Here is a 25204-nt window from a genome sequence, read left to right on the forward strand (position 1 = left end):
AATGCCTGACGCAGGTGATCCGGTCATCTGCCACCGCGCTGCTCCCGCCTCGTCGGACACCTCGATCAAGTCGACATTCGCGGTGTGCACCGCCCAAGGGGGAATCTCGTCTCACACATGTGCAGAAGTCGCCGACTGCCGTTTCTGGCGCAACCAGCCCTGGGCGCCCGGTGTCTCAGGAGACGAGTGCGATGCCACGCACACTCATGGGGGAATACGGGGGTATTCGAATGAGTGATCGTCGTTTTGCCGCGCGTGACGCGCGGGTCCGCGCCGCCGAGGCAGCGTTCCAGCGCCACGTACCGGTGCACGCCGCAAACGGGGAGGAGACCGACCACCCCTACGTCGCGAACTACTCCAAGGCGCTACCGCACAACAAGTTCGGCGAGGTCGACCCGGCCGCGTACCACCTGCTGCGCCGGGCGCTGGCCACGGGAAGCTACGAGGACTTCGAGCGGATCCCGCTCGCGGACACCCGCAAACTGACCAACCCGCAGGCCGGGCTGGCCTTCGACACGCAGGGCCCGGACGCCCAGGCGCTGTCCATGCCGCCCGCGCCGCGCATCGACAGCGCGCAGAACTCCGCCGAGGCGGTCGAGCTGTACTGGATGGCGCTGTGCCGGGATGTGCTGTTCACCCGGTTCACCGAGAGCGAGCTGGTCGCCGAGGCGGCCGGTGAACTGAGCGCGCTGGCGGACTTCCGGGCGCCGAAGCTGGACGGTCAGGTCACCCCGCAGACGATCTTCCGGGGGGACACCCGGGGCGATCTGGCCGGGCCGTACCTGTCGCAGTTCCTGCTCAAGGACATCCCGTACGGCACGCTGCTGATCGACCAGCGGCAGGACACCCTCGTCCGCCCCGTGGACCATCTGACCACCTGGGGCGACTGGCTGGAGGTGCAGAACGGCTCCGAACCCGAGCCGGACGAGAGGGACTTCGCCACCCGGCGCTACATCCAGACCCCGCGCGACCTGGCACACTACGTGCACTTCGACGCGCTGTACCAGGCGTACCTCAACGCCGCGCTCATTCTGCTGGGCCTGAACGCACCGGCGGACGCGGGAAATCCGTACAACTTCTCCCGCAACCAGATCGGCTTCGGCACGTACGGCGGCCCGCACCTCCTCTCGCTGGTGACGGAGGTGGCCACCCGCGCGCTGAAGGCGGTGTGGTTCCAGAAGTGGTACGTGCACCGGCGGCTGCGCCCGGAGGAGTTCGGCGGCCGGGTGCACCAGCAGCTGCGCGGGCAGCGCGAGTACCCCATCGACTCCGGCGTGCTGGACTCCGTCGCCGTCAAGCGGGTCTTCGAGAAGCACGGCAGCTACCTGCTGCCGCAGGCGTTCCCCGAGGGCAGCCCGGCCCATCCCTCGTACGGTTCCGGGCATGCCACGGTCGCCGGGGCGTGCGTGACCATCCTCAAGGCATGGTTCGACGAGTCGCACATCCTGGCGGACCCGGTCGTGCCCACCACGGACGGCACGGCACTGGAGCCGTACACCGGCCCGGACGCCGACCGGCTCACCGTCGGCGGCGAGCTCAACAAGGTCGCCGCCAACATCGCCACCGGCCGCAACATGGCGGGCGTGCACTGGCGCACCGACTTCACCCAGGCCGTCCGGCTGGGCGAGGAGATCGCCATCGGCCTCCTGCGTGAGGCCAAGGAGTCCACGTTGGAGGACGCGGTCTTCACCCTCAGCCGCTTCGACGGCACCACCCTCGCCGTCTGACCGCTGCGGATCGGGCGGGCCCTGGTGCCGCGGTTCCCCGCGGCGCCAGGCCGGTCAGCGCAGTGCGGATGTCAGCCGTTTGATCCTGGCGGCTTCTCAGGCTCCCCACGGTCCCCAGTACCGGACCGGGGGCCGAGGTCCTGGCTCTGGATCACCGCGGCGCCCCGGTGCAGCTCGGCGAGGACCGTGCGGACGGCCCTTCGTGCGGTGCGTTCAGGGCGGTGCAGCACGTCGATGTGGCGGTGGGTGTGGACACCGCTGAGCGGTTTGAGGACGACCGCGGGGTGGGGGCGACCGGTCCAGCGGGGCATCAGCGCCAGGCCGCCGCCGGCTGCCACCAGCTCGGCGACCACCGAGAACTCGTTGACGCGGTGGACGATGTCGAGCCGGCGGTTAGCGGCGGTGGCGATGGCCTCGATGGTGGCCATCAGCGGAAATCCGTCGTGCACGGTGATCCAGGGGTGATCGGCCACGTCCTGCGGGGAGAGCCGTGGCCGTGCGGCCAGCGGATGGCCGACGGGTACCGCGATGTCGAGGGGCTCGCGCAACAGCGTGGTGGCGGTCACCGTGCGCGGCCACGCCGGGGCGTGGTCGAGCCGGTGGGCGAGCACGAGATCGTAGCCACGGGTGAGCCGGGGGAAGAGGTTCTGGGCGACGTCCTCGTCGGCGAGCGCCAGCCGCGGGCTGCCCGGCCCGGCGAGTCCGCGCAGCAGCAGGGGGAAGAACGTCGCCGCGCCGCTGTGGAAGGCCGCGACCGACACGACGCCGTCCGGCTGCTCCACGTAGTCGGTGACGGCATGCCGCGCCCGGGCCAGGGCGGTCTCCACCTCGATCGCGGCGTCGGCCAGGGCCTGACCGGCTTCGGTGAGCACCACTCGGCGTCCGGAGCGTTCGGTGAGCGGCACGGGGATCGAACGTTGCAGCAGCCGCAGTTGCTGGGAGATCGCCGAGGGCGTCACCAGCAGGGCCTCGGCGACCGCGCTGACGCTGCCGAGTTCTCTCAGCTCCCGCAGGATCCGCAGCTGTCGTGCATCCACGGGGCTCAGTGTAGGGCTGCTAAAGCATTGTTTCAGAAGTTGGTACTGGGCTTCAGTTTCCTGGCCGTGCACCGTGAGCGCATGCGCGATGCCCGCCGTACCGACCTGGTACTTCTCCTTGTTGCGATCGTCTGGGGTTCCAGCTACCTCTCGGCGAAGACGGCCACCTCCGCCCTGCCGGTCCTCGTGGTGCTGTTCGCCCGGTATGCCATCTCCGCGATCGGCTCCCTCGCCCTGGTTGCCACCCGGGGTGGGCCCCGCCGCTTCACCCGCCGCGAGATCCGGGCCGGGACACTGCTGGGGATAACGCAAGCGGCGGTGCTGGTGCTGGAGACCTACGGGGTGGCGGACACCAGCGCCGCCAACGCGGGCCTGATCATCAGCCTGACCATCGTGCTGACGCCGCTGCTGGACCGTGCCGGTGGCCGCGGCAGGCTGCCCCTGACGTTCTTCGCGGCTGCCGGCTCGTGCGTCGTGGCCGTGGGGTTCCTGCTCTCCGGCACCGGACTGCACGCCGTACGCACCGGTGACCTGCTGATGCTCGCCGCCGCGGTCGTCCGGGCGGGACACGTGGCCCTCGTCGGACGGCTCTCCGTCGGCGGCACCCTGCGCCCCCTGCAGCTGACGACCGTCCAGACCGTCGTCGGCACCGCGCTCTTTCTGGCACCCGTCGCGGCCGACCTGGACGCGTTGGCCCACAGCGATGCCGCCACGTGGGCCCAGCTGGTCTACCTTGCCCTCTTCTGCGGGCTGTTCGCCTTCCTGTCCCAGACGTGGGCGGTGCAGCAGACGTCCGCGAGCCGTGCCAGCCTCCTGCTGGGCACGGAACCGATCTGGGCGGTGGTGGTCGGGATCAGCCTCGGCGGCGAACGGCTCACCTTTCTGGCCGCCCTCGGCGGGGCGCTCATGGTGGCCGGCACGTATTGGGGCCAGGCCATCGAGCGTGCCCACCGCAGCGGCGTCAAGCGGAACACCCCCGCCCTGACGGCAGCCGACGCCGTGCCTCCCGAACCCAGCCCGACGGCGACCTGAGCACGGCCGCCAAGGGTGCCCGAGCCCTACGCACCGGGCTGCCCGGCGCGGGGCTGGCGGCGGGCACCCGGTAGCGGGGGACATTCCGGGTGGCGGGCCAGGTCATTTCACCGCGTTGCCCATGGGCGACGGCCAGTGAAACCCCGCTGAAAGGTCGCTGAACGCGGCCCCCCGCAGACTCCGGGGCATGACGACAACGACCCCCGCATCCGCCATCGCAGCCGCGGGGCTGCGGAAGTCCTTCGGGGACAAGCTGGTCCTCGACGGCATCGACCTGCACGTGCCCGAGGGCACGATCTTCTCGCTGCTCGGCCCGAACGGCGCCGGCAAGACCACCGCCGTCAAGATCCTCTCCACCCTCATCACGGCCGACGCCGGTGACATCCGTGTCGGCGGCCATGATCTCGCCGCCGACCCGCAGGCCGTGCGCGCCGCGATCGGTGTCACCGGACAGTTCTCCGCCGTCGACGGGCTGATCACCGGCGAGGAGAACATGCTTCTCATGGCGGACCTGAACCACCTGTCCAAGCGGGAGGGGCGGCGGGTGGCCGCCGGGCTGCTGGAGCGTTTCGACCTCACCGAGGCCGCCAAGAAGCCCGCCTCCACCTACTCCGGCGGCATGAAGCGGCGCCTCGATCTCGCCATGACCCTGGTCGGGAGCCCGCGCATCATCTTCCTCGACGAGCCGACCACCGGCCTCGACCCGCGCAGCCGCCACAACATGTGGCGGATCATCCGCGAGCTCGTGACGGGCGGCGTCACCGTTTTCCTCACCACGCAGTACCTGGAGGAGGCCGACGAGCTCGCCGACCGGATCGCGGTGCTCCACGACGGGAAGATCGCCGCCGAGGGCACCGCCGAGGAGCTGAAGCGGCTCGTCCCGGGCGGACACGTCCGGCTCCGCTTCACCGACCCGGCCGCGTACCAGCGCGCCGCCGTCGAGCTGCGCGAGGTCACCGGGGACGACGAGGCGCTGGCGCTGCAGATCCCCAGCGGCGGCAGCCAGCGCGAGCTGCGCTCCATCCTCGACTGGCTGGATTCGGCAGGCATCGAGGCGGACGAGCTGACCGTGCACACCCCCGACCTCGACGACGTGTTCTTCGCCCTGACCAGCCCCGCCAACGTCCCCAACCAGCCGAACGAGCCGAACCAGCCGAACCAGACCGAGGAGAAGGTCCGATGAGCACTCCCCCGGCTCCCGCCCGCCCCACCCGCATCTCCCTCGCCGTCCGCGACTCGAACACGATGCTGCGCCGCAATCTGCTGCACGCGTGGCGCTACCCGTCCGGGACCCTGAACCTGCTGCTCACGCCGATCATGATGCTGCTGCTCTTCGTCTACATCTTCGGCGACGTGATGAGCGCGGGCATCGGTGGCGGCGGCGCGGACCGCTCCGAGTACATCGCCTATGTCGTCCCGGGCATCCTGCTGATGACCATCGGCAGCACCGTGATCGGGGCTGCCGTGTACGTCTCCATGGACATGACCGAGGGCCTCATCGCCCGCTTCCGCACGATGGCGGTCTACCGCGGTTCGGTGCTGGTCGGGCACGTCGTCGGCAGCGTGCTGCAGTCGGTCGCCAGTGTGGTCCTCGTCGGTGCCGTCGGCGTGGCCATCGGCTTCCGGTCCACGGACGCCACGGCCCTGGAGTGGCTGGCGGCGTTCGGGCTGATCGCGCTGTTCGCCCTGGCGCTCACCTGGATCGCTGTCGGGATGGGCATGGCCAGCCCCAACCCCGAGGCGGCCAGCAACATGGCCATGCCGCTGATCCTCCTGCCGCTCATCTCCAGCGCCTTCATCCCGGCCGACACGATGCCGGGCTGGTTCCAGCCGATCGCCGAGTACCAGCCGTTCACCCCGGCCATCGAGACCCTGCGCGGCCTGCTGCTCGGCACCGAGATCGGCCACAACGGGTGGATCGCGATCGCCTGGTGCGTCGGCCTGACCGCGCTCGGCTACCGCTGGTCGACGGCGCAGTTCAACCGCGACCCGGAATGAGTGTGCGGGCCGCCTCCATCAGCCCGTCCCGCCCCAGGGCGGCGTACTCCGACACCGCGTCGGCGTACGCCGCCCCGCCGGGCTCCTCGGCGGCCCGCCGGGCACGGTCGGCGGACATCGTGGGGAAGGTCTGCGGCACGTACATCCGCTCCGCCAGCGCCAGCAGCCGCACCGCCGAGGTGTCGCCCGCGGCGAGCCGGGCCAGGCCGAGGGCCAGCACGTCGGTGCCGGACACCGGGATCTCCCCCACCGGGTGGGAGCCGTCGGCGAGCAGCGTACGCAGCCGGCCCTCCAACTCGGCCACCAGGCCGGCGACCGGCTCCAGCCGCCCGGCGTACGCGTGCGCGGCCACCGCGTAGGCCTCGATCGCCCGCGCCCACGCGTCCATGGCCGGGTCGACGGGCGGCGAGTCGTGCCACCGCAGCCGCTGAACGGCCGTCCGCCACCGCTTGAGACCCAGCTCGGTCAGCCCGCGGGCCAGCGCGATCTCGGCCCAGGCGGCCAGGTCGGTCGCGACGGCCGAGGTCTGTTCCGTCGGCTGGCTCCGCTCCACGCGCCGCAGCCACTCCTCGGCCTCGTCCGGCTCACCGCGCTGCAGGCAGGCCAGTGCCAGACCGCGGTGCAGGCCCGTCGTGGGCGACTGGTCACTCAGGTGCTCCAAGGCCTCCAGCGCCGCCAGCAGGTGCCGGTACGCCTCCTCGCCGAGACCGGCGTCCGCGCACAGCTCGCCGCAGCGGGAGTGGCCGAGCAGCTTGAGCGACGGGTGGGGCACGGCGTCGACCGCGGCGAGCAGCCGGCGGGCGGAGGACAGCGCACGCTCCGGCTGGTGCTCGTGCTCCCAGAGATAGCTGGCCGCGCACTCGGCGACGCCCGCCACCAAGGGCGCGTCGCTCGCGCACAGTTCGTGCAGCGCCTCGTAACCGGGCGGGCGCATGTCCGGAAGGGAGCACAGCACGACGGCGAGCGCTCTCAGCAGCGTGTCCGGCTCCGCGGGCGGCAGCCGGCGCAGGGTGACGAGATGGCGCAGCCGGGGCGAGCCGTATCCGAGGAACGGGGCGGCGGTGCAGACGGCGCAGAGGGTGCGGGTGACCTCGGCGTACCGGGCCTCGGGGCGGTAGTGCGACAGCGGCGCCGCGGTGTCGGCGGCCAGGGTCAGGACCCGGTGGAAGCTCGTCGCGTCTATGAACCAGGTGCAGGCCAGCACCGCGCCGGCCGCCGCGGTGGTGGCGTGGTCCTGGCGGGCGAGGGCACACCGCAGGGCGAGCACCAGGTTGTCCTGCTCCGCGCGCAGCCGCGCCCAGTGCCGCATCGGCTCGGGGCCGACCATCGCGTCGTGGTTGGCCAGTCCGAAGTCCCGTGCCCAGCCGAGGAACCGGTCGGTGACCGACTCCTCCTCCCCGGCCGCCGTGCGCCGGGCCGCGCTGAACTCCCGCACCGTCTCCAGCATGCGGAAGCGGATCCCGGCCGCGGTGTCGCCGGCCTTCAGCAGCGACTGGTCCACCAACTGCTCCAGCAGGTACAGCGTGTCACCGCCGTCACCCAGCAGCCGTTCCGCCGCCTCTTCGGTGAAGCCGCCGGGGAAGACCGACAGCGCCCGCAGCGCCGCACGCGCGTCGTCGTCCAGCAGATTCCAGCTCCACTCCACGACCGCGTGCATCGTGCGGTGCCGCTCGGGTGCGTCCCGGGCCCCGCCGCGCAACAGCGCGAACCGGTCGCCGAGTCGGCGGGCCATCTCGGGTACGGACAGCACCCGTACCCGCGCCGCCGCCAACTCCACGGCGAGCGGCAGCCCGTCCAGATGCCGGCACAGCTTCGCCACCGCGTCGGGCGGCAGCTCGACATCGTGGCGCGAGGCCCGGGCCCGCTGCTCGAACAGCTCGATCGAGGTGGCCAGGCTCAGCTGCGGCAGCTGGTACACCGCTTCCGAGCTCAGCCCCAGCGGGGCCCTGCTGGTGACCAGGACCCGCAGGTCCCGGGACCTCGCCACCAGCTCCCGTACCAGGTCGGCGGCGCCCCGGAGGACCTGCTCGCAGTTGTCCAGCACCAGTAGCGCGGGTCCGGCGCCGAGCGCGGCGACGATTCCGGCGGGCACATCCGCCCCGCCGCCGTACGCCCCGACGCCCCCGCGCGGCGCCTCCCCACCGCCGAGCGCCGACGCCACCTCGCCGGCCACGTCCGCGTCCGTACCGACTCCGGCCAGCGAGACGAAGTGCACCACCCGCTGTTCCGCCTGGCGGCTGACGGCGTACGCGAGCCGCGTCTTGCCGAGACCGCCGGGTCCCACGATCGAGACCAGCCGCGAGGAGCGCAACGACCCGGCCACCGCCGCGAGATCCTCGTCCCGCCCCAGCAGCGGATTCGGATCGTGCGGCACCCCGTACCGGGCCACGGGAGTCCCACCCCGCAGCAGCTCCTGATGCACGGCCTTGAGCCCGGCGCCCGGGTCGGTGCCGAGAGCGTCGCGGAGCTCGCGCCGGTACGCGTCATAGCGGGCGAGCGCCGCCGACGGTCCGGCCGTGGCCGCCTCGGCGCGCAGCAGCTCGGCCAGCACTTCCTCGTCGCGCGGCGCCCCGGCGAAGACCTCGGTCAGCGGTGCCACGGCCTCGGCCCGCCGCCCCAGCCGGGCGAGCGCGAGCGCGCGGGAGCGTACGAGGGAGTCGTGGAGCGGTGCCCGCTCGGCCCGCAGCTCCGCCACCGGGTCGCCCGGCGCGGCGTCGGCGTCCGGGGCCGCGTCCCAGAAGGCGAGGCCCTCCTCCGCGCTCGCCAGGGCGGCGGCATGATCCCCGGCCCGGGCGTGCCGGGCGCCGGCCTCGGCGCACCGCACCACCGCCGAACTGTCGACCTGCTCCTCACCCAGCGCCAGCCGGTAGCCGGTCGGGGTGCTGACGACGACGTCGGCCCCGAGTTGGGAGCGGGTCCGGGAGACCAGGATCCGCAGCGCGTTGGCCGGGTTGGCCGGCAGCTCGTCCCGCCACAGCCCGTCCACCAGCCGCGCGGTGCTGCAACCGGAGCGCAACTCGCCTGCGAGGAGCGCGAGCAGCCCGCGCAGTCGGGGCGCGGTGATCTCCCGGCCGCGGTAGGCCACACGCGACAGGAAGGTCAACTCGGTCTTCACGCGGTCAGGTTATCGAGCTGTTCCGTGCGTTCGGGGGGGGCGTTCGTTCCGCGCGGGCCGCTACGCGTACCTCATGGCTGGGATCACACCGTCCAGTGTTCCCGACGAAGGATTCCGCTCGCCCGATTCCGCCGGCTTCCGGGTCCCGGCGGGCCGCTCAAGGCCGGCGATGGCCCCGGCTCTTCGTGTAGTGGCGGCGTGCGGCCGTCGCCAGGAGGGCCGTGCCCGCGCAGCCGACCAGGAGGGTGCCCCATTCGGGGATGTGGGCTGCTCGGAGGAGGCCTGCGACGCCGAAGCTCGTGTTCCAGCCGGCCTCTGTGATGGCGGAACCGAAGCCCTGGATGGCCAGAATGGCGCCGAAGAGCCAGAGCAGGCCCTGGCCTGAGTGGGTGTCCGAGGTCTTGAGCTGCTGTTTCGGCATGGCGAGGCCCTCCGCCAGGTCGTTCCGATGCGGTCGCATCACATCGTGCCGGGTCGGCGGATATGATGCAAGCGCATCGGAAAGAGAGGGGGAGGAGCGAAGCGTGCCCAGGCAGGTCGATTACGAGGAGCGGCGGCTGCGGATCGCGGAGGCGGTGTGCGCCCTGATCGCGCGTTCCGGGATGGAGGCCGTCAGCCTGCGGGACGTCGCCGCCGAGGCGGACGTGTCCATGGGGGCCGTGCAGCGGTGCTTCCGCACCAAGGAGGACATGCTGCTCTTCGCGCTGGAGCACATCTCACAACGCGTCAGCGAGCGCGCCAACCAGCGCATCGCCGCGACCTCCACCCCCCAGTCCGCGTCCACCCTGCTGTCGCACACGCTGGCCGAACTCGCCCTGCTGGACGAGGAGTCGAGGGCTCAGGCGCATGTGTGGCTGGCCTTCGTCAGCCACGCTCCCGCCAGCGAGAGGCTCGCCGCCGTCCTGCATGAGGCCTACGGCAAGCTCCATGATCTGGTCGTGTGGCTGATCCGATACGGCCAGGACACCGAGGAGATCCCGCCGCACCTCGACGCCGCCCAGGAGGCGCATACGCTCCTCGCCGTCGCCGACGGCCTCACCGTGCACGTCCTCGCGGGGCATCACTCGCCGGAGACGGCCTCGGCCGTTCTTCAGCGCCACGTCGATCACCTCGTGCAGTGAGCGACCCTTGAGGTGTTTCAGCACTTTCGCCCCATACGCACCATTGTTCTACGGTGGATAGGAACGACGCTGCTCATACCCCGCACCGATCAACGAGGTGACGGTCATGACGGAGACCACACAGCGCAGAAACACCGCAACTGGGACGGGAAGGCAGGAGGGGGGCACGACACAGCAGGGCCGCCGAGGAGACAGCGCCGCTCCCCCGGAGGCACGGGGAAGCACCGCTGTCGCGGACGTGGTCGTGGCGAAGATCGCGGGCATGGCGGCCCGGGAGATCCCGGAGATCCACAACCTCGGCGGAGGCATGTCCAGGGCCTTCGGGGCCGTGCGCCAGCGCGTGCCCGGTGGGGGCAGTGGGGTCACCCAGGGGGTGAAGGTGGAGGTCGGTGAGCGCCAGGCCGCCGTCGATCTCGACGTGGTCGTCGAGTACGGCGCCGCCATCGCCGACACCGCCGCGGACGTCCGGACCAACGTCATCAACGCGGTGGAGCGGATGACCGGGCTGGAGGTCGTCGAGGTCAACATCGCCGTCGACGATGTCCATCTGCCGGACGAGGAAGAGGACGAGGGCGAGTCCGGGCAGGAGGGGCGGCGCGTGGCCTGAGGCTTCAGGCCATGTGGGCGGCGGGGGTGTGAGCACGGCATTTCCGTCGGGCGGCTTTGCAGCACGGACTGTGTCACGGGACCCCCGCCAGCCGCAGCAGTGCCGTCGTGCCCGCCGCCGCCAGTACGACCGCGAGGAACGGGGCCCTGCGCCAGGCGAGCACCCCGCCGGTCAGGACCCCGAGCGGTCGGGCGGGGCCGGTGAAGACGTGGTCCTCGGTGAGGGCGGACGTGGCGGCCAGGGCGGCGAGCAGGAGGACCGCCGAGATCTCCAGCAGTTCGTCGGTGCGCTCCGGGAGCGTGAATCTCGCGCGCAGGGCCGGCCCGGAGAGGCGGAGCAGGAAGGTCCCGGCCGCCAGGGCGAGCATCGCCGCCAGTGTCGGCGGGAGGGGTATGGCGATGTCGCTCACCGTGCGGCCTTCTTCCTCGTCCTGACGGGGAACAGGGGCAGGGCGGCCAGGGCCAGCAGGACCGGCAGGCCCGCGGGGAGGAACGGGGTGCCGGCCAGGGCCAGGGCCGCGGCGGCCAAGGCGGTGCGCCGCACAAGCCTGTCCTTCAGCGTGGGCAGGATCAGTGCCAGGATCACGGCGGGGAACATGGCGTCCAGGCCGAGGGCGTCGGTGTCCCGCACGACGCCGCCGAGCAGGGCGCCCAGCGCGGCACCGAGGGGCCAGCAGATCAGGATGCCCAGGCCGCACAGCCAGTAGGCGGCCCGCTTGCGCTCCGGCTCGTCCTGGGCGAGGGCGAAGACGACCGTCTCGTCGTTCATGAGATGCGTGCCGAGCACTCCCCGCCAGCCCCGTCCGAGGACGTCGGATACCGCCAGACCGAACGGCAGATGGCGCGCGTTGACCAGCAGCCCGGCCAGCAGCGCCGCGATCGGGCTGCCGTCGGCGGCGATGATCCCGACGAACAGGAACTCGGACGAGGCGGCGAGGACGAGCACCCCCATCAGGACCGGGAACCACCGGGCGAACCCGGACGTGACCGCGACGGCGCCGTAGGACAGGCCGATCACCCCCACTGCCAGGCAGACCAGCACGATGTCGCGGAGCAGTGAGCCGTCCAGGGTTCTCCAGAACGAACGCATGATTTTTATAGTGAACATGGCTTACGATGTTCGTCAAGACGAACGAGAGACCGCTGGAGCGAACAACCCCATGCCCGACACCGGCCCCGCCCCCAAGCCCCCGATCGAAGTGATCGCCGCGTCGCTGCGGGCGGAACGCGTCCGGGCCGGACTGTCCCTCACCGAGGTCGCCCGCCGGGCCGGGCTCGCCAAGTCCACGCTCTCCCAACTGGAGTCGGGCACCGGGAATCCGAGCCTGGAGACGCTGTGGGCGCTGTGCGTGGCCCTGGAGATTCCCTTCTCGCGGCTTGTTGCCGTGTCGCGGCCGCAGGTGCAGGTGATCCGGGCGGGACAAGGGCCGGCCGTCGGGTCCGAGCAGAGCGACTACCGGGCCACGCTCCTCGCCGCCTCACCGCCCGGGGCCCGGCGGGACGTCTACGGCGTCGCCGCCGAGCCCGGGCCGCAGCGCTCCTCGGCGCCGCACCCGCCCGGAGTCGTCGAGCATGTCGTGATCAGCTCGGGCCGGGCCCTGGTGGGCATCGCCGACGAACCGGTGGAACTCCACCCGGGCGACTACATCTGCTACCCGGCCGATGTCGCGCATGTCTTCCAGGCGCTGGAGCCCGGCACTCGTGCGGTGCTCGTCTCCGAGCACCACTGAGCGCACACGTCCTGTGAGCGCTTCCGGGCAGACGCGGTGCCCGCTCCGTCAGTATTGTCAACGGCTCGCTGCGCTACTCGATGGGGCCCCTGCAACGCGGCCCGCCGACCGGCTCGCCGGGGCCGGGCCGCCCCGGCCGGGCATCACGTACGCGCCGCGAGGGCGCGGCCGGCGCTCCGGGCCAATACGGTTCAGGCCGGGCGTTTGCGGGAGGTCGTCTTCTTCGTGGTCGTCTTCTTCGCGGTGCTCTTCGACGCCGTCTTCTTCGTGCCCTGGCCGGACTTGGCAGTCGACTTCTTCGCGGATGCCGTGGTCTTCTTGGCCGCCGTCTTCTTCGCGGTGGACGCCGACTTCTTGCCGCCGGTCTGCTTGGGCGCCGCGCGGGCCGTCTCCCGCTGCGGGAGCGACTTGACCTCGGCGTGCTCGCCGGCCTCCTCGCCCCGGGACTCGCGGGCCGCGCGGACGCTGTTCTCCAGGGCGGCCATGAGGTCGAGGACCTTGCCGCCCGCGGCCGGCTCGGGGGCCTGCGGCAGGGCCTCCCCGGCGGCCTTCGCGGCGATGACCTCCTCCACGGCCTCGCGGTACTCGTCGTGCAGGTCCTCCAGGTCGACCTCGCCCAGGGTGTCCATCAGGGCGTCGGCCAGGTCCAGTTCCTTGTCCCGGACCGTGACGTTCGTGTCGGGGGCCACGCCCTCGGGGGCGCGGACCTCGTCCGGCCACAGCAGGCCGTGCATGGCGATGGCGTCGCCGACCACCCGGAGCATGCCGAGGCGTTCCCGGCCCCGCAGGGCGAACTTCGCGATCGCCACCTTGTTGCTGCGCTTCAGCGCCTCCCGCAGCAGGGTGTACGGCTTCGCCGCCGGGGCGCCGCTCGCCTGGAGGTAGTACGCGGCGTCCATCTGGAGCGGATCGATCCGGTCGGCCGGGACGAAGGCGACGATCTCGATCGTCTTGGCCGTCGGGATCGGCAGGCTGGACAGGTCCTCCTCGCTGATCGGGATGATCGTGCCGTCGGCGTCCTCGTAGCCCTTGCCGATCTCCCCCTGGGTGACCTCGCGGTCCTCCAGCTCACAGAACTTGCGATAGCGGATGCGGCCGCCGTCCTCGGTGTGGATCTGGCGGAAGGAGATCGAGTGGCTCTCGGTGGCGTTCACCAGCTTGATCGGAATGCTGACCAGGCCGAAGGAGATGGCGCCGTTCCATATGGATCTCACGTGCAGCACCCTTCCGGTCACTCTAGGGAGTGTTTGTCACGATTCGCGTGAGATTCTTATCGTATGGCGCCTATCACAGAGGTGGAGGGGCGACGGCTCCCGCTCAGCAATCTGGACAAGGTGCTGTATCCCGCCACCGGCTTCACCAAGGGCGAGGTCCTGCACTACTACGCGACCGTCGCCGAGGTCCTGCTGCCCCATCTGCGCGACCGGGCGGTGTCCTTCCTGCGGTATCCGGACGGTCCTGACGGGCAGGTGTTCTTCACGAAGAACGTCCCGCCGGGTACGCCCGACTGGGTCACCACCGCCGAGGTGCCACGGGTCGAGGGGCCCTCCCGGATGGTCCTGGTGCAGGACCTGCCGAGCCTGATGTGGGCGGCCAACCTCGTCACGGAGTTCCACACCCACCAGTGGCTCGTCGGCACGCCGGAGGAGGCCGACCGGATCGTCTTCGACCTCGACCCGGGGGCGCCCGCGAGCATCGTGCAGTGCTGTGAGGTCGCGCTGTGGCTGCGGGAACGGCTCGCGGCGGACGGCATCGAGACCTACGCCAAGACCTCCGGCTCCAAGGGGCTGCACCTGCTCGCCGCCGTGCGCGGGGCGTCCTCCGAGCGGGTGTCCGAGTACGCCAAGGAACTGGCCGTCGAGGCGGAGAAGGCCATGCCCCGGCTCGCGCTGCACCGGATGACCAGGAACCTGCGCCCCGGGAAGGTCTTCGTCGACTGGAGCCAGAACGCCGCGCGCAAGACCACGGCGACCCCCTACACCCTCCGGGCCCGCCCCGAGCCGACCGTCTCGGCGCCCGTGACCTGGGAGGAGGTCGAGGAGTGCGGCTCGCCCGGCCGGCTGGACTTCCACGCCACCGACATCGCGGCCCGGGTGCAGGACTACGGCGATCTGCTCGCCCCGCTCCTCGACCCGGACAGCGCGGGCCGGCTGCCCTAGCGACGGGGCTCGGCGCGCGCTCAGGAGCTACGGGCACTGCCCGCCCGCAGCGGCCACGGCGCTCGGCATGCCCGCAGCAGCAGCACGGGTCCCGCACGCCCTCAGCCAGGGACCTGGCGGCACGCCCTCACACCCGTGTCCAGGTGTTCCGGTCCCGTGCCATCGCGTGCAGGGCCTCCACGTCCGCCGGCTTCAGGACACCGCCCTGGCGGGCCAGGGTCTGCACCTCCAGGTCCGTGACGACGCGGACCTCGCGCGGTCCGGTTGGGACCGACACGGCCGTCGGGCCGACCAGGGCGAGGACGGGGCGGACCTCCGCCGTCAGGGCGTAGGAGGCGCGGTCGGCGTCGGCGCGGACGCGGCGGAGCAGGGCGGTCGGTTCACGGCGGCCCACGGTGACCACGGGGTCGGCGACCGTCACCCGCTGCTTGCGCGCGTACAGGGTGTGCAGGGCGTACAGCCCGCCGGGGCCGATCAGCAGGTGGTGGATGCGGCTGCCGCCGGGAAGCGGGACGGAGTGCACGGTGTGCCAGCCCGCGCCGTCCAGGCGGTCCAGGGCGTCCCCGACCGTCTGCTCCGCCTCCAGGGCCCGGCGGCGCGGGTCGGGGCGCAGCCGGCGAGCGGGGCCGGGGTCGCGGTCGAGGGCGACGAGGAGGGCCTCGCCCGGACGGTTGGGGGCCAGGTCGTCGTCGGGGTGCAGGGTCAGACGGGCGAGCTCGGCGGGGGTCGGCACCGGGGGCGGCCCCACCGCCACCGGGCCGGTGATGAAGGGCCCGAGGGCCCGGAGCACGTCGTCCTCACGGTCCTCGCCCAGCAGGTTGACCCGGCCCGCCTCACGGTCGTACCAGGCGATGTTCCTGCCGTCCGGGAGGCAGACGTACAGCCGTTCCTGACCGTGCCGCCAGGTCGGTATGACGCGCAGTCCGTCCATGCACCATCACCCCAGACCATGGGAACAGGCGGGGTGCTGCGGGGGCAAGAACCCGGTTACCTTGAGAGGAGCCGGGCCCGCCGGGCAGGCCCCTCGGGCGGTGATGCAGGGGAGGCGCCGTTGCGTACCCGCAGGAAACCGGATGTGCCGGCTCCGGAGCGTCCCTGGAACGAGGTCGTCCCCGGGTTGTGGATGGGCGGCCATGAGTACGCCGGGGCCTCGGGGCATCCGGAGTTCGCCGTCGTACGGGACGAGTTCGACCTTGTGCAGACGCTGCTGCGGCTGCCGGGGCACGGGCCCGATCCGGACGTCCCGCACCACGTCTGGCCCATCCCCGACGGGCCGCTCGACGGGACGCAGCTCGCCGGCGTGATCCGGCTGGCCGAGGCCGCCTGCGAGGCGCTGGACGAGGGCCGCACGGTCCTCGTCCGCTGTTACCACGGGTACAACCGCTCCGGCCTCGTCGTCGCGCATGCGCTGATGCGGCGGGGGAACTCCGCCGACGCGGCGATCCGGCTGATCCGGGACCGCCGTTCGCCGTGGGCGCTGCACAACGAACTGTTCGTCGAGTACCTGCGGGCCGGGCTGGCGACGGCCCGGCTGCTGGAGGAGCTGACCGAGTAGGGCGGCGAACGGACTCCCTCGCGCGCAAATGGGACTTCCTTGCGAATAAGGTGTACGGGGCCGGCGGTCGGTCCGAGCCGTGTGATCATCCTCGAACCACAGGAGTGCAGTGCCCGTCAGCCGCGTCCGCAGCCTTCCCGGCCGCCTCCGAACCCGCCGCCGCAAGCCTGGAAGGGTCGCCCGGTGTGCAGCCGGCGTCGCACTCCTGCTCGCGGGCGCCGTGGGCTGCGGGGACGCCGGGGGGCTGGAGGGGGCCGGGGCGACGCCGACGGCCGTCGGGCCGGCTCGGCTGTGGCCCGAGCTGACGCCGGCGTCCAGTCCGGCCTTCGAGATCGGCGAGGTGAACACCGAGGTGGTCAAGGGCGTCAAGGTGCCCGGCGACGACATCCGCCGGGTGGACCCGGTCGGGGTCGTCCGGGCCGAGATCGCCGCGAGCCCGGGCGACTACGCCGGCGACAAGGCGCCCTACCGCGACACGAACCGCCGGATGGCCGACTGCGGCAAGGGCCCGGAGCGCGGACGGTGCCCGGTGCTCAGGCCGTACTACCGGGACCTGACCGGTGACGGGCGTGACGACCTGACGCTGGGCTTCCGGCTGCTGCCCGGCAAGACCACCGCGGTGCGCGTCTACACCGTGGAGAAGCACCGGCTGACGCAGGTGATGGCCTGGGAGGACGCGCTCAGCGGCGTCGAGCTGGCGGGGCGTTCCCTCGTCATCCGTTCGCCGTCCGAGGTGGCGGGCTACGAGTACCGCCTCCAGTGGACCTGGGACCGGGACCAGCGGGCCATGCTCCTCACCCAGGACGAGATGCTGCGCACCGGACCGCGGACGCACTCCCGGCACCCCTCCGCCACGCCCTCCGGCTCCCCGTCCGTCTCCCCCACCGTCTCCCCCTCGGCGAGCACCGGATGAGACCCGCGCTCCCCCAGTGGTCCGGGACGCTCGCCGCGAAGGCCGCCGCCTTCATCACCGTGATGTGCTGCGCGCTGGCCGCCCTGCTCGGCGTCCTGGTGCACGTACAGGTGACGAACCAGACCGTCGGCCAGGCCCGCGACCAGGCGTTGCAGCGGCTGACGCAGGCGGCGGAGCGGTACGAGGCCGGGGACGCGCTCAAGCGTGGCGGCGGCGTGGATCCCCCGGGTCTGCCCCCGCCGCTGCGGAACCTGGCGGTCTCCGGCGACCGCGGCACCATGGTCGCCGACTTCGAGGGGCGCCCCACGATGTGGGCGGCCGGGCCCGCCGACGGCGACCGGGCCCTGGCCGTGGCGGTCGACTACTCCCAGCAGGCCCGCACCATCGCGGGCCTGGACCGGGCGATCCTGTGGTCGTCGGGGCTGGCGATCGGGGCGACGCTGCTGGTCGGGGCGTTCGCGGTGACGCGGGTGACGCGGCGGCTGCACACCACGGCGCTGGTGGCCCGGCGGATCAGCGCGGGCGACCTGGACGCGCGCGTGAACGACCCCCGTACGGACCCCCGGACGAAGGCCCCGGCGCGCCCGCAGGACGAGGTGGCCGCGGTCGCCGCCGCGCTGGACTCCATGGCGTCGTCGCTGCAGGGCAAGCTGCTCGCCGAGCAGCGGTTCACCGCGGACGTGGCACACGAGCTGCGCACGCCGCTCACCGGGCTGCACGCAGCGGCCGAACTGCTGCCGCCGGGCCGCCCGACCGAGCTGGTGCGGGACCGGGTGGCGGCCCTGCGCACCCTCACCGAGGACCTGCTGGAGATCTCCCGGCTGGACACCGGCCGGGAGCGGCTGGAGCTGGACACCGAGCAGTTGGGGCCGCTGGCCGAGCGGGTGGTGCGGGGCGCGGGGAGCGACACGGAGGTCCGGGTCGTACGGGATGTGGCCGTGGAGACGGACCGGCGGCGGCTGGAGCGGGTGCTGGGCAATCTCGTGGCGAACGCGCACAAGCACGGGCGGGGGCCGGTCGTCGTGACCGTGGACGGGCCGGTGGTCACCGTCCGGGACCACGGGGACGGTTTTCCGGAGTACCTGGTGGTGCACGGGCCGCAGCGGTTCCGTACGGAGGGCGGTGCCAAGGGGCACGGCCTGGGGCTGACGATCGCGCTGGGGCAGGCCGAGGTGCTGGGGGCCCGGCTGGAGTTCGCGAATGCGGCGGACGGTGGTGCAGTGGCGACGCTCAGGGTGCCGACGGAGTGAGGGCTCGGGGCTGCGGGTCGTGGTCCGTCCACGGGTCGTTCGTGGTTGTTCGTGCGGTTGCCCGCGTCCCTTCAGGGCGCTCCCCCTATGGCCCACTGTGACGGGCGGGGGCCATCGGGCGCTCCTAATGTGGCGGTTAGTCAGCTTTGACACTCCTGCTCCACATGGAGGTAACCCCCATGCGCCTGCGCTCCTCACTCACCAGCCGCCTCTCCATAGCAGCCGCCGCGGGCATCCTCGCGGCCACGGCAGCCGTCACCCCCGCCGTCGCGGACGACGACTGGGGCGCAGGGGGCGACCAGTCCAGCGGAAACGACTGGAACTCGGGCGGCAACGGCAACAACGACTGGAACGGCGGCGGCAACGGCGACCACCACCACCGCGACCCACGCACCACCCGGGGCGTCGTCACGGCGAACACCCTGGCGCTGCGCAGCGCGCCCAACCGCGGCTCACAGATCATCCGGTTCGCCCACCGAGGCGACGTCGTCTCCATCTTCTGCAAGTGGGAAGGCGAGAGCGTGCAGGGCAATCCCACCTGGTACCTCCTGACGGACGGCACCTGGGCCTGGGGCTCGGCCCGCTTCATCGACCCCATCGACCGCAAGCCACGCCGGTGCTGACTATCGGGCAATCAGAAGCACACCACACGCCTCATTTGGTTAGATTCCGGACATGAGCAAGGCCGGAATCATCGTGGCGACGGCGGACCCGCCCGCACCCGCCGTCCGCCGCCTCCCCCGGCGCCGTGGCATCGAGCTCGCCCTCATCGTCCTGGCCGTACTGCTGTCCGTGTACGGCTACTGCGCCGTGGGCCTCGCCCAGCACGACGCCCTCCCGCCCGGTGCGGCCGGCTACGGCGCCGGGCTCGGCGTGCTCGCGCTGCTGGCGCATCTCGCCGTGCGCCTGCGGGCCCCGCACGCCGACCCGCTCCTCCTGCCCATCGGCGTGCTGCTCAACGGGCTCGGCCTGGTGCTCATCTACCGGCTCGACCTGGAGACCCCGGGCGACCGGGCGGCGCCGGCCCAGCTGATCTGGTCGACGCTGGGCGTGGCGCTGTTCATCCTGGTCGTCCTCCTGCTGCGGGACCACCGGGTGCTCCAGCGCTACACGTACGTCTGTGTCGTGGCCGCGCTGGTGCTGCTCACGCTGCCGATCCTGTTCCCGGCGGTGAACGGCGCCCGCATCTGGATCCGGATCGCCGGGTTCTCCATCCAGCCGGGCGAGTTCGCGAAGGTGCTGCTGGCGGTGTTCTTCGCCGCGTATCTGGCCGCGAACCGCAACGCCCTCGCCTACACCGGCCGGCACGTCTGGAAGCTCCAGTTGCCCACCGGCCGGGTCCTCGGCCCGATCGTCGCCGTCTGGCTGGTGAGCGTCGGCGTCCTGGTCCTGGAACGGGACCTCGGGACCTCGCTGCTCTTCTTCGGCCTGTTCGTCGTCCTGCTCTACGTCGCCACCGGCCGCACCGGCTGGATCGCGGTCGGTCTGCTGCTGGCCGCGCTGGGGGCGGTCGCCGTCGGCCGGCTGGAGCCGCACGTGCACAGCAGGATCGAGACGTGGCTGCACCCGTTCGCCTCGATCGAGGCGGGCGAGGGCCCCAACCAGCTGGCCCAGTCCCTGTTCGCCTTCGCGGAGGGCGGCGTGCTCGGCACCGGTCTCGGGCTCGGTCACTCGGTCCTCATCGGATTCGCCGTGAAGTCGGACTTCATCCTGGCCACGGCGGGCGAGGAGCTCGGCCTGGCGGGCCTGTCCGCGATCTTCCTCCTCTACGGCCTGCTGGTGGAGCGCGGCTACCGGGCCGGCCTCGCCCTGCGCGAGCCCTTCGGGCGGCTGCTCGCCGTCGGCCTCGCCTCGCTGGTGGCGCTCCAGGTGTTCGTGATCGCGGGCGGGGTGACCGGCCTGATCCCGCTGACCGGCATGGCGATGCCGTTCCTGGCACAGGGCGGCTCGTCGGTGGTGACCAACTGGTCGATCGTGGCACTGCTGGTGCGGGTCAGCGACTCGGCACGCCGTCAGCACGACGGGCCGGACACCCGGTGACGCGGCACATCCGGCACGCCGGCGTCTTCTGCGCCCTGCTGCTGGTGGCGCTGCTGCTGAACGCCGCCCGCGTCCAGGTCGTCCAGGCCCCGGCGTACGACGGGAACCCCGCCAATCGCCGCCCGGAGATCTTCCGTTACGGGCAGCCGCGCGGCGACATCCTGGTCGACGGCCGGCCCGTCACCGGCTCGAAGGACACCCGCGAGCACCTGCGCTACGAACGGACCTACACGGACGGCCCGTTGTACGCGCCGGTCACGGGTTTCGCCTCCCAGCTGTACGGGACGACGCTCCTGGAGAAGGCCGAGGACGGCATCCTGTCCGGCACGGACCCGATGCTCGCGCCGTTCCCGCTGTGGAACGACTTCACGCGCGCACGCAGCCGCGGCGGCGACGTCGTGACGACCATCGACCCGGCCGCACAACGGGCGGCGTACGAGGGACTTGCCGGGCGCAAGGGCGCGGTGGCGGCGCTGGAGCCGTCGACCGGCCGGATCCTGGCCCTGGTGTCCGCCCCCTCCTACGACCCCCAGCCGCTGTCCGGCAACGGGGCCGCGGCGGCCCGGGCGTGGAAGCGGCTGAACGCCGACCGGGACCGCCCGATGCTCAACCGGGCGGTACGGCAGACGTATCCGCCGGGTTCGACGTTCAAGGTCGTCACCGCTGCCGCCGCGCTGGACGCCGGCGTGGTCACGGATCTCGACGCGCCGACGGACTCCCCCGACCCGTACACCCCGCCCGGGACGCGGACCCGCCTGACGAACGCCTCCCGCGGCTGCCGGGACGCCTCGGTGCGCGAGGCCTTCACCCTCTCCTGCAACACGGTGTTCGCCAAGCTCGGCGTGGAGGTGGGCGCGACGGACATGACGGCCACGGCCCAGGCCTTCGGCTTCAACAACCCCGCGCTGCGGATCCCCTTCCCGGTGGCCCGCTCCACCTTCGACACCTCGCTCGACGAGGCCCAGCTCGCCCTGTCGTCGATCGGCCAGTACAACACCCGTGCCACACCGCTCCAGATGGCGATGGTCGCGGCGGCCGTCGCCAACGGCGGTCAGCTCCGGGAGCCGTACCTGGTGGAGCGCACGACACGACCGGGCGGCAGCACCCTCGCGACGGCCGGCTCACGCGCGGTCCGCCAGGCGATGTACCCCTCGACCGCGGTCCGGCTGCGCGCGCTGATGCGGGAGGTGGTCGAGGACGGCACCGGACGCCGGGCGGCGATCCGCGGCGCCAAGGTCGGCGGCAAGACCGGCACCGCCCAGCACGGCCTCGGCAACTCCGGTACGCCGTACGCCTGGTTCGTCTCCTGGGCCCAGGGCGACGGTGATCTGGAGCCGCGGGTGGCGGTCGCGGTCGTCGTGGAGGAAGCGGAGGCGGACCGCGGGGACATCAGCGGCGGCGGCGACGCGGCGCCGATCGCCCGGGCGGTGATGAAAGCGGTGCTCGGGTCCCGCTGATCAGTCTCCCCCACACGGGCGCTGCCGGTTCTTCGGCGCGCCCGAAGTAGACACCGGGTCAACAAGTGGCGCACAGGGGATTGACGGCCTTGCTGACAGGCAGTCTCATAAGGGGGACAGTGACGTGTGCACAACGAGGTGGGCAGCCATGACGACCCTGACGGAAGCCGACGCGCTCGACGGCCTGCGCGATGCCCTGGGCCTGCTGAAGGACCGGGAGCAGGTGGCCCAGCGGCTGCTCGACTCCTCCGCCAAGCACTCCTTCGACCCGGACAAGGAACTGGACTGGGACGCGCCCTTCGAGGAGGGCAAGTGGTTCTGGCCGCCGGAGCTGGTCTCGCTCTACGACACCCCGCTGTGGAAGCGGATGAGCGAGGAGCAGCGGATCCTGCTCTCCCAGCACGAGGCGGCGGCGCTGGCCTCACTCGGCATCTGGTTCGAGATCATCCTCATGCAGCTGCTGGTCCGGCACATCTACGACAAGGCGGCGACGAGCGCGCACGTGCGCTACGCCCTCACCGAGATCGAGGACGAGTGCCGGCACTCCAAGATGTTCGCCCGGCTGATATCCCACGGTGGCACGCCCTGGTACCCGGTCAGCCGCGTCCACCAGCACCTGGGCCGCCTGTTCAAGACCATCTCGACCACCCCGGGTTCCTTCACCGCGACGCTCCTCGGCGAGGAGGTCCTCGACTGGATGCAGCGTCTGACGTTCCCCGACGAGCGGGTCCAGCCCCTCATCCGCGGTGTCACCCGCATCCACGTGGTGGAGGAGGCCCGCCACGTCCGCTACGCCCGCGAGGAGCTCCGCCGCCAGATGGTGACGGCCCCCAAGTGGTCCCAGGAGTTCACCCGCATCACCTCCGGTGAGTTCGCCCGGGTGTTCTCGGTGGCCTTCGTGAACCCCGAGGTCTACACGAACGTGGGCCTGGACCAGCGGGAGGCTCTCGCGCAGGTACGGGCGAGCGGGCATCGGCGCGAGGTCATGCAGACCGGGTCCAAGCGGTTGACGGACTTCCTCGACGACATCGGGGTGTTGCGGGGCGTGGGGCGGCGGCTGTGGAAGTCGTCGGGGCTGCTGGCCTAGGAGCCCGACCCGGCCACGTCATGTCCATGCAGGGTGGCTACTGTCCTCCTTGAACTCGTCACCCTCCGTGGCCCCAAGGAGATCACCACCGCATGTCCCCCCACACCACTCGCCTCGTAGGGCTGCCGCGCCTCAAGGCCGCCGCCCTCGGGGTCACGACCGCCCTCGCCCTGACCGCGTGCGGCGGTCAGGCCGCCTCGGACTCCGGCGCCGATGACACCCCGCAGGGCGTGGTCACCCGGGCCGCCGCCAAGAAGATCGCCGACCGCTACGAGGAGGTCAACAACAAGGCCAACGCGGCACAGGACGACAAGCTCCTGGGGACGGTCGAGGCGGGTCAGGTCTACGCGATGGACCAGGCCACCTACACCCTCTTCGACACCTGGCCGGAGAAGGAGCAGAAGGCCTACACCAAGCCCTTCTCCTACCAGGACCGCGAGTTCCTCATCCCCGAGAAGGGCACCGCCACCTGGTTCGCCGTCCGGGCCAAGTCCAGCGAGAACGGCGACAACAGCGTGCTGCTGGTCTTCGACAAGGTCGGCGGCACGTACAAGATGGTGCTGTCCCTGTGGGCCGACAGCGGCGAGCCCCTGCCGAAGCTCGCCATCGACCGTCACGGCTTCGCCGAGGCCGTCGACCCCGACACCAAGGTCGGCAAGCTCGCCCCCTCCGAGGTCGGCGCCGCCTACGAGGACTTCCTGGAGACCGGCGGCAAGAAGGAGGGCAAGGCCCTGACCTCCACGAAGCCGGTCGAGAACGCCGAGCAGACCTACCAGCGGAGCAGCACCGAGGGCGCGGCCGACGGCAAGGCCACCGAGAAGTTCTTCACCAAGACCCCGGCCGACCCGAGCGTGTACGCCCTGCGCACCGCCGACGGCGGCGTCCTCGCCCTGTTCCCGGCCGCCCACAAGCAGGAATCCCTGCTGAAGGAGTCCTACCGCTCCATCGCAAGTCTCGTCCCCAACGACGAACAGTCCGCCCTCGGCGCCACCAGGGGCGCCCTCATCACCGACACGTTCGAAGGCCAGGGCCTGGCCGAACTGACGACGAAGACCGCCCGCATCACGGCCGTCGACTTCCAGCACGTGGACGCCCGCTAGGAGGCTGCCCCACTCGGCCGCACCCGCGTACACACCGAAGGAGACGTGTCGGGGGGTGTCCGCCCGCAGCGGTCGGCGCGTCAACGGACAGTCAGTCGGCGTCCGGCCCCATCGCGCCGTTCCGAGGACGGACACCCCCCGGCGCGGCCCCGACCCACAACCGGCGCGTAGGCGCTACGCGCACCCCCACCGAAGCCGCGCAGGCCGCCGCAGGCACCCCGGCCCAACCGCCGGAGGCACCCGCCCCCGGTTACGCTGCCGGTCATGACACCAGCCGCCCCCACCCCCGCCTACCGGCGCCTCAGCGTCGAGGAACGCCGCAGCCAGCTCCTCACCGCCGCGCTGAGCCTCTTCGCGCACCGCGCACCGGAGGACGTCTCCCTGGACGACGTGGCGGAGGCGGCCGGGGTGTCGCGGCCCCTGGTCTATCGCTACTTCCCGGGCGGCAAGCAGCAGCTGTACGAGGCCGCCCTCCGCTCCGCCGCCGACGAGCTCCAGCACTGCTTCGACGAACCCCGCGAGGGCCCCCTGCTCCCCCGCCTGTCCCGCGCCCTCGACCGCTACCTGGCCTTCGTCGACGAGCACGACGCCGGCTTCAGCGCCCTCCTCCAGGGCGGCAGCGTCGTCGAGACCTCACGCACGACGGCCATCGTCGACGGCGTACGCCGCGCTGCCGCCGAGCACATCTTCCGGCACCTGGAGGTCACCGAGCCCGGTCCGCGCCTGCGGATGACCGTCCGGATGTGGATCACCGCGGTCGAGGCGTCGTCGCTCATCTGGCTCGACGAGGACAAGCAACCCCCCGCGGGGCAGCTGCGCGACTGGCTCGTCGAGCAGTTCGTGGCCATGCTGTCGGTGACCGCCCGCCGCGACCCGCAGACCGACGCCCTGGTCCTGGCGCTCGCCGAGGATGTCTGACACTGATCCCGTGAAGAGCGAAGACACCCCCTTCGAGGGCGGCCCCATGGACGGCAGGGTCCTGCCGGTCCTGCTCGGCATCACCGGCCACCCGCCCAAGACGTACCGCATCCCCGTCCCGGACCCGGCCGGCGGCCCGCCCACCGTCCTGGTCTACCGCCGCGTGCCCCGGGGCGGGGGCGGAGTAGGACTGACCCACCGCTGGAAGTACGCGTACGACCCCGAGGGCGCACCGGCCCGCCGGCTCAACTGGCCCTGGTCGAAGCCAGACGCCACGCCGCCCGGCAAGCGGGACGACGCCGACGGGTGACAGCGTTGCGCCGAACCGCGCACAGTCGGCGCGCGCACCTCGCGCACAC

At 72.1% G+C, this 25204-nt stretch carries 25 protein-coding genes; 18 read left to right on the forward strand and 7 right to left on the reverse strand.

Features of this window, described 5'->3' with window-relative positions; all coding sequences use genetic code 11:
• Positions 1-230 precede the first annotated feature (230 nt).
• Positions 231-1727 (forward strand): vanadium-dependent haloperoxidase, encoded by a 1497-nt coding sequence (locus tag SCNRRL3882_RS12935; protein WP_050810237.1) that lies wholly within the window; start codon positions 231-233, stop codon positions 1725-1727.
• Between the two features lie 71 nt (positions 1728-1798).
• Here the strand turns inward: SCNRRL3882_RS12935 and SCNRRL3882_RS12940 are convergent, their stop codons facing one another.
• Positions 1799-2764: a LysR family transcriptional regulator gene (locus SCNRRL3882_RS12940; RefSeq protein WP_010040289.1), complete on the reverse strand. Its 966-nt coding sequence runs from the start codon at positions 2762-2764 to the stop codon at positions 1799-1801.
• Between the two features lie 81 nt (positions 2765-2845).
• Here SCNRRL3882_RS12940 and SCNRRL3882_RS12945 point away from each other — a divergent pair, with 81 nt between their 5' ends.
• From SCNRRL3882_RS12945 to SCNRRL3882_RS12955, 3 genes are all read left to right on the forward strand, one after another.
• The gene (locus SCNRRL3882_RS12945) at positions 2846-3796 is read left to right on the forward strand and encodes a DMT family transporter (protein WP_050810240.1); all 951 of its coding nucleotides are present in this window, start codon (positions 2846-2848) and stop codon (positions 3794-3796) included.
• Positions 3797-3983: 187 nt separating this feature from the next.
• Positions 3984-4979, forward strand: coding sequence for an ATP-binding cassette domain-containing protein (locus tag SCNRRL3882_RS12950; protein ID WP_010040291.1), 996 nt, complete (start codon positions 3984-3986; stop codon positions 4977-4979).
• Entirely contained in the window at positions 4976-5794 is an 819-nt protein-coding gene (locus SCNRRL3882_RS12955) for an ABC transporter permease (protein ID WP_010040292.1), read from the forward strand. Before SCNRRL3882_RS12950 ends, SCNRRL3882_RS12955 begins: the two co-directional genes overlap by 4 nt.
• Here SCNRRL3882_RS12955 and SCNRRL3882_RS12960 read toward each other — a convergent pair.
• Together SCNRRL3882_RS12960 and SCNRRL3882_RS12965 are read right to left on the reverse strand one after the other, a co-directional pair.
• Entirely contained in the window at positions 5775-8909 is a 3135-nt protein-coding gene (locus tag SCNRRL3882_RS12960; RefSeq protein ID WP_010040293.1) for an ATP-binding protein, read from the reverse strand. The genes SCNRRL3882_RS12955 and SCNRRL3882_RS12960 overlap by 20 nt on opposite strands.
• Before the next feature lie 157 nt (positions 8910-9066).
• Positions 9067-9330 (reverse strand): hypothetical protein, encoded by a 264-nt coding sequence (locus SCNRRL3882_RS12965; protein WP_050810241.1) that lies wholly within the window; start codon positions 9328-9330, stop codon positions 9067-9069.
• Between the two features lie 103 nt (positions 9331-9433).
• On the opposite strand from SCNRRL3882_RS12965, the gene SCNRRL3882_RS12970 reads away from it, so the two are divergent.
• Positions 9434-10030: a TetR/AcrR family transcriptional regulator gene (locus SCNRRL3882_RS12970; protein WP_010040295.1), complete on the forward strand. Its 597-nt coding sequence runs from the start codon at positions 9434-9436 to the stop codon at positions 10028-10030.
• Between the two features lie 106 nt (positions 10031-10136).
• Positions 10137-10637: an Asp23/Gls24 family envelope stress response protein gene (locus SCNRRL3882_RS12975; protein WP_029181199.1), complete on the forward strand. Its 501-nt coding sequence runs from the start codon at positions 10137-10139 to the stop codon at positions 10635-10637.
• A 73-nt stretch (positions 10638-10710) separates the two neighbouring features.
• Here the strand turns inward: SCNRRL3882_RS12975 and SCNRRL3882_RS12980 are convergent, their stop codons facing one another.
• Both SCNRRL3882_RS12980 and SCNRRL3882_RS12985 read right to left on the reverse strand, forming a co-directional pair.
• Positions 10711-11046, reverse strand: a complete 336-nt coding sequence (locus SCNRRL3882_RS12980; RefSeq protein ID WP_010040298.1) for an AzlD domain-containing protein — start codon at positions 11044-11046, stop codon at positions 10711-10713.
• Positions 11043-11726, reverse strand: a complete 684-nt coding sequence (locus SCNRRL3882_RS12985; protein WP_010040300.1) for an AzlC family ABC transporter permease — start codon at positions 11724-11726, stop codon at positions 11043-11045. Before SCNRRL3882_RS12985 ends, SCNRRL3882_RS12980 begins: the two co-directional genes overlap by 4 nt.
• 70 nt (positions 11727-11796) lie before the next feature.
• Here SCNRRL3882_RS12985 and SCNRRL3882_RS12990 point away from each other — a divergent pair, with 70 nt between their 5' ends.
• A complete protein-coding gene (locus SCNRRL3882_RS12990; protein WP_010040306.1) occupies positions 11797-12366 on the forward strand; it encodes a helix-turn-helix domain-containing protein in 570 nt (189 codons plus the stop codon).
• A gap of 191 nt (positions 12367-12557) precedes the next feature.
• Here SCNRRL3882_RS12990 and SCNRRL3882_RS12995 read toward each other — a convergent pair whose 3' ends face one another.
• Complete coding sequence (locus SCNRRL3882_RS12995; protein ID WP_029181200.1) at positions 12558-13589, reverse strand: Ku protein; 1032 nt, start codon at positions 13587-13589, stop codon at positions 12558-12560.
• A 54-nt stretch (positions 13590-13643) separates the two neighbouring features.
• Between SCNRRL3882_RS12995 and ligD the strand changes: the two genes are divergently transcribed.
• On the forward strand, positions 13644-14525 hold the full coding sequence (gene ligD, locus SCNRRL3882_RS13000) for a non-homologous end-joining DNA ligase (RefSeq protein ID WP_010040310.1): 882 nt from the start codon (positions 13644-13646) through the stop codon (positions 14523-14525).
• Positions 14526-14652: 127 nt separating this feature from the next.
• Here ligD and SCNRRL3882_RS13005 read toward each other — a convergent pair whose 3' ends face one another.
• Positions 14653-15456, reverse strand: a complete 804-nt coding sequence (locus tag SCNRRL3882_RS13005; RefSeq protein WP_010040312.1) for a nuclease-related domain-containing protein — start codon at positions 15454-15456, stop codon at positions 14653-14655.
• 120 nt (positions 15457-15576) lie between these two features.
• On the opposite strand from SCNRRL3882_RS13005, the gene SCNRRL3882_RS13010 reads away from it, so the two are divergent.
• The 10 genes from SCNRRL3882_RS13010 (at position 15577) to SCNRRL3882_RS13060 (ending at position 25155) form a co-directional block, all read left to right on the forward strand.
• Entirely contained in the window at positions 15577-16080 is a 504-nt protein-coding gene (locus SCNRRL3882_RS13010) for a protein-tyrosine phosphatase family protein (RefSeq protein ID WP_040903245.1), read from the forward strand.
• A gap of 109 nt (positions 16081-16189) precedes the next feature.
• Positions 16190-16993, forward strand: a complete 804-nt coding sequence (locus tag SCNRRL3882_RS13015; protein ID WP_010040316.1) for a hypothetical protein — start codon at positions 16190-16192, stop codon at positions 16991-16993.
• Complete coding sequence (locus SCNRRL3882_RS13020; RefSeq protein ID WP_010040319.1) at positions 16990-18243, forward strand: sensor histidine kinase; 1254 nt, start codon at positions 16990-16992, stop codon at positions 18241-18243. Before SCNRRL3882_RS13015 ends, SCNRRL3882_RS13020 begins: the two co-directional genes overlap by 4 nt.
• 179 nt (positions 18244-18422) lie before the next feature.
• On the forward strand, positions 18423-18866 hold the full coding sequence (locus tag SCNRRL3882_RS13025) for an SH3 domain-containing protein (RefSeq protein ID WP_010040321.1): 444 nt from the start codon (positions 18423-18425) through the stop codon (positions 18864-18866).
• Positions 18867-18918: 52 nt separating this feature from the next.
• Positions 18919-20283 (forward strand): FtsW/RodA/SpoVE family cell cycle protein, encoded by a 1365-nt coding sequence (locus SCNRRL3882_RS13030; protein WP_010040323.1) that lies wholly within the window; start codon positions 18919-18921, stop codon positions 20281-20283.
• Positions 20280-21740, forward strand: a complete 1461-nt coding sequence (locus SCNRRL3882_RS13035) for a penicillin-binding transpeptidase domain-containing protein (protein ID WP_010040325.1) — start codon at positions 20280-20282, stop codon at positions 21738-21740. The genes SCNRRL3882_RS13030 and SCNRRL3882_RS13035 overlap by 4 nt, the downstream gene beginning before the upstream one ends.
• A 148-nt stretch (positions 21741-21888) precedes the next feature.
• Complete coding sequence (locus tag SCNRRL3882_RS13040; RefSeq protein ID WP_010040330.1) at positions 21889-22827, forward strand: AurF N-oxygenase family protein; 939 nt, start codon at positions 21889-21891, stop codon at positions 22825-22827.
• 92 nt (positions 22828-22919) lie between these two features.
• Positions 22920-23927 carry a hypothetical protein gene (locus SCNRRL3882_RS13045; protein WP_010040333.1) on the forward strand — a complete coding sequence of 336 codons (1008 nt, stop codon included), beginning with the start codon at positions 22920-22922 and terminating at the stop codon, positions 23925-23927.
• Positions 23928-24191: 264 nt separating this feature from the next.
• Complete coding sequence (locus SCNRRL3882_RS13055) at positions 24192-24845, forward strand: TetR/AcrR family transcriptional regulator (protein WP_029181201.1); 654 nt, start codon at positions 24192-24194, stop codon at positions 24843-24845.
• A gap of 10 nt (positions 24846-24855) precedes the next feature.
• Positions 24856-25155, forward strand: coding sequence for a hypothetical protein (locus SCNRRL3882_RS13060; protein WP_010040337.1), 300 nt, complete (start codon positions 24856-24858; stop codon positions 25153-25155).
• Positions 25156-25204: the final 49 nt, after the last annotated feature.

Origin of the sequence: Streptomyces chartreusis NRRL 3882 (genome assembly GCF_900236475.1) — a bacterium.
Taxonomy (GTDB): domain Bacteria; phylum Actinomycetota; class Actinomycetes; order Streptomycetales; family Streptomycetaceae; genus Streptomyces; species Streptomyces chartreusis_D.